General features: G+C 59.3%; 4 protein-coding genes and 1 pseudogene. All 5 read left to right on the plus strand.

Annotated elements, in window-relative coordinates:
* Positions 1-192: pseudogene (locus G9X67_RS34790) on the plus strand (hypothetical protein); the annotation flags it as partial.
* Complete coding sequence (locus G9X67_RS34260) at positions 192-617, plus strand: hypothetical protein (protein WP_171600733.1); 426 nt, start codon at positions 192-194, stop codon at positions 615-617. The pseudogene G9X67_RS34790 and the gene G9X67_RS34260, both read left to right, overlap by 1 nt.
* Positions 599-907: a hypothetical protein gene (locus G9X67_RS34265; protein ID WP_171600734.1), complete on the plus strand. Its 309-nt coding sequence runs from the start codon at positions 599-601 to the stop codon at positions 905-907. The genes G9X67_RS34260 and G9X67_RS34265 overlap by 19 nt, the downstream gene beginning before the upstream one ends.
* Complete coding sequence (locus G9X67_RS34270) at positions 904-2,133, plus strand: SGNH/GDSL hydrolase family protein (RefSeq protein WP_171600735.1); 1,230 nt, start codon at positions 904-906, stop codon at positions 2,131-2,133. Before G9X67_RS34265 ends, G9X67_RS34270 begins: the two co-directional genes overlap by 4 nt.
* Positions 2,134-2,305: 172 nt before the next feature.
* Positions 2,306-2,965, plus strand: coding sequence for a hypothetical protein (locus G9X67_RS34275; RefSeq protein WP_171600736.1), 660 nt, complete (start codon positions 2,306-2,308; stop codon positions 2,963-2,965).
* The last annotated feature ends 459 nt before the right edge of the window (positions 2,966-3,424 follow it).

The following is a 3,424-nucleotide window of genomic DNA, read 5'->3' on the forward strand; positions in this document are numbered from 1 at the left end:
ATTATCTCGATGGTCTTCTTCTACACAGGATTCGCGACGGCCCAGGATATAGCCGCGATCCTCGCCACCAGAACCGGCCTTCCATACGCCTCTCCACCTGTCGCGATCGACGGTGAGCAGATGCGGGAGGGGCCAGAACCTTACGAGCCGCCACCCATGCCTTTCGACCCACGCGATAGAGGTGGACACTGATGTTTGCTGTCCTAAGCGCAATTGCCCGTCTCATCGGTATCGGCGGCGTGCTCTTCATCGGGCTGTTGATCTATGAGGAAGGCGTACCCGGCGCCAATCGCATTCCATTCCTCACCAGCATCCCGGTCATTGGCGACCTAACCGCCGGCCGCGTCCATACCTATGCCGCGCAACAGGTGAAACTCGCGACCTCGAACATGGTCACGAAGTTCGAACGGGACGCCATTGCCTCACAGTTGGCCACGGAACGCCTTCTGCTGTCGCAGGCCAACCGTGCCGCCGCTGACGACCGGGCGCGCGCTACTGAAGCCCTTAAGCAGAAGACGCAAGCTGAAGCTGCTCTCGAAGCCCGCATAGCCGCGGACACCGGCCCAGATGGCGGCCGCTGGAGTGAGGAGGACGATCGATGGAATATCGCCCGCTAATCCTTATCCCGATCGCTCTCGCCCTGATGAGCGCCAAGGGATGCCAGACGATCGAAGAGCGCGCCAGTGCGGCCGCAACCACTCAAGGCCAGGCGCAAGCCCGCGTTCCTTTCCCCGATCTGCCGGATTCCTGCACTGCTCACGTCGAGCGCGTGATCCCTAAGGTTGGCGAGAAGTTCCGCTGGATCAACCAGCGATGGGAAGTCACCGCGGATAACCGCGATCGGCAAGCCGACAATTGCGCCAAGTGGGGCGCCGATATGCAATCCAAATACGGAACACGCCCATGATGCTAGGTTTGAGCCTTTCGATCACGCAGCAGAGGGGTGGGGGAAGCGTAGTGCATCCCGACCCGACAGAGCGGCAGCTTATCGCCAGCTTCACCGCCGTTCCCAATCTCGCGCCGATCGTTATGAATTCCGGCGGCTCCTATACAGTGAACCAGATGCGCGTCGGGCATGATGTCGGCCGCGCCAACTGCCGAGATATCCGAATTCAGGACGTGCAATTTCGCGTCAATCCGGGCGCCGGTACGGAGCTATCGACCCCGGTAGCAACAAGCACTTGGCGACGGGCGGTTGAGATTGGCTCCACTACCTATGTCGCTACCTATGACGGCGGCGCTGCGACGAAAGACCTTGTTGCCGGCGGCCTGATCGAAACGGATACGATCCCCACTGCTGTTGCTGCCGCCAATAGTCGGATCTTTGTCAGAGGCGTTCGCACTGTCGTTGATCCGACGACCGGCCAGATCAACGGCCTCAACATGAACGGCCCAGCATCTCAGGGATTCCGTACTGTCGGCGGCAACCAGATTGCCGGCAACGGGACGCTGAACAATTCAGGCTCCGGCGGCGGCAACGTCGTCTGGCCGTACCTCATCACCGGTATCCCGGATATCCCTATGGCTTGCGGCAAGGTCGTCGGCGACAGCATCGGTCAGTACCTCAACGACACCAACACCTCTACGACCGGCGGCTACATCAAGCGCGGCTTGCAGAACGTCAATGGGGAAGTCATCCCTTGGCAGTTCCAGGGCGTCGACGCCAACAAGATGCAGCTCCAGACGCCGACATTGGCCCCGCTGCAGCAGCAGGGGATGGAACTCCTCACCTTCGTCATCATGCAGTGCATCACCAACGACATCAACGCAAACCGCACCCTTGCTCAGGTCAAGGCCGATTTCATAGAGATAGCCACAGAGGTCAAGACGACGATCGGTCCCTACGGTCTCCCGGTCCTGATGATTGGTCTCGCTTGCCTGAACCGCGGCCCGTTCAACGGCGCCCAGAATACCGTCAAGAACGATTACAACGACTGGCTAGCGGCCGGCGCTGATGGATATTGCGACGTGTACATTGACCTCAGGCCCTATCAGGGCGACACGGCGCTGTATTCAGACGGCATCCACCCCCGCACCACTGATCACGCCGCCATGGCGACACCATTCGCTGCGGCAATGGCTCCGATGCTCGACCCGTATTACCGGCCGCCGGGGTACGTCTCGCTGGTTTAACGCAAGCGGCCCTGACGCCCTGTTCGAGCAGAGCGCCAGAGCCTGACCACTGCGATAACAGGGAACCGCAACGGCTGGCCTAAAACTACCAGCCAAGTGGTTCTCGGATCGTTAAATTGAAAATACAGGCAGGGCATAGGGCATTTAAATGGCGGCAACAGGAACTATCGACATGGCGAACGGAAGCCCTTTCGACCCACTGGCCTCATACGCTCGGCTTTCCGAGCGGGTAGAGAACCAGGGCAAGGATATCATCGATCTCCGCTCGAACATGAATACCGGGTTCCAGGGGGTAAACGCCAACCTCGCTGCCCTGTCGAACGAGCTTCGTAGTTCAGGAAAAACCCAATGGCCGGTCATTTGGTCGGCGATCGGCGTCGGCGTCGTCATCCTCTCCGGTCTCGGGTTCATGGCATTGCAGCCCATAAAGGACAACAATGCGAGGCTCGATGAATCGATTGTCAGGCTTTCGGAAGCCAACCAGACGGCTATCGCCAGGCTTGCTGAGACGACGCAATCCGCTCTCACCAAGATTACCGATAGCATGGTCACGCAACAGGAAATGGAGTGGCGCACGCAACGCGGGGCAGAGGATCGCAAGCGGTCTGACGATGCCTTGGCAGACCTCCGCACCATGACCGTCACCCGGAACGAATGGTCAGAGCGCAACCATGCTCGCGATGGAGAGATAGCCGAACTCAGCCGTCGGATCGAAGAGCTGCGCCAGGAAGTTGGATCCGTCTATGGAACCAAGGATGTGATTGCGGATCTGAAGGCGCAGATGGACACCGTTCGGCAGCGGGTGTTTGAGATCCGGAGCGGTCAGCCTTGAGGCACTGGCTGAAGATCAACTGAGACGCCGATCGCGCCCGTGTTGCAGCCAATCGTCTTTGAACAGTTCAGGTTCAGTGCGCGCATCGCGGTATTCCTTTGTCCTCCACATATCAAGACCGCACCGACCGCAAGCCACGTCGCGCCAATGCGTGTAGACGGTATGCGGCGACCGTTTCAGCGGGCCTTCCTGCGGCTTATGCCCGACTATCGAGCAGATGAATTTCGAAAATGGCTTTCTCATCCCATCATCTCCATACCAGATCAATTAAAGCAGCAACCATTGTAGCCAAAAGCAACGCGGCAAAGATGATGGCGTGCGGGGTGAAGCGGTTAAACATCCTTGACCGGCCGGGTGAATTCCGGGACGCAATCCAGATCTCCCGGGCCCATATTGGCAGCAGCTTCCCAGCCCTCTTTGGTGCGCCTGAAGTCGCCGGGGCGCGGGTCGTAAAGGAAC

It is taken from the genome of Rhizobium sp. WYCCWR 11152 (assembly GCF_013087615.1).
GTDB classification, from domain to species: domain Bacteria; phylum Pseudomonadota; class Alphaproteobacteria; order Rhizobiales; family Rhizobiaceae; genus Rhizobium; species Rhizobium indicum.

Coding starts and splice junctions, on each gene's coding strand:
- G9X67_RS34260 (WP_171600733.1), top strand. CDS start 192: ATGTTTGCTGTCCTAAGCGCAATTGCCCGTCTCATCGGTATCGGCGGC.
- G9X67_RS34265 (WP_171600734.1), top strand. CDS start 599: ATGGAATATCGCCCGCTAATCCTTATCCCGATCGCTCTCGCCCTGATG.
- G9X67_RS34270 (WP_171600735.1), top strand. CDS start 904: ATGATGCTAGGTTTGAGCCTTTCGATCACGCAGCAGAGGGGTGGGGGA.
- G9X67_RS34275 (WP_171600736.1), top strand. CDS start 2,306: ATGGCGAACGGAAGCCCTTTCGACCCACTGGCCTCATACGCTCGGCTT.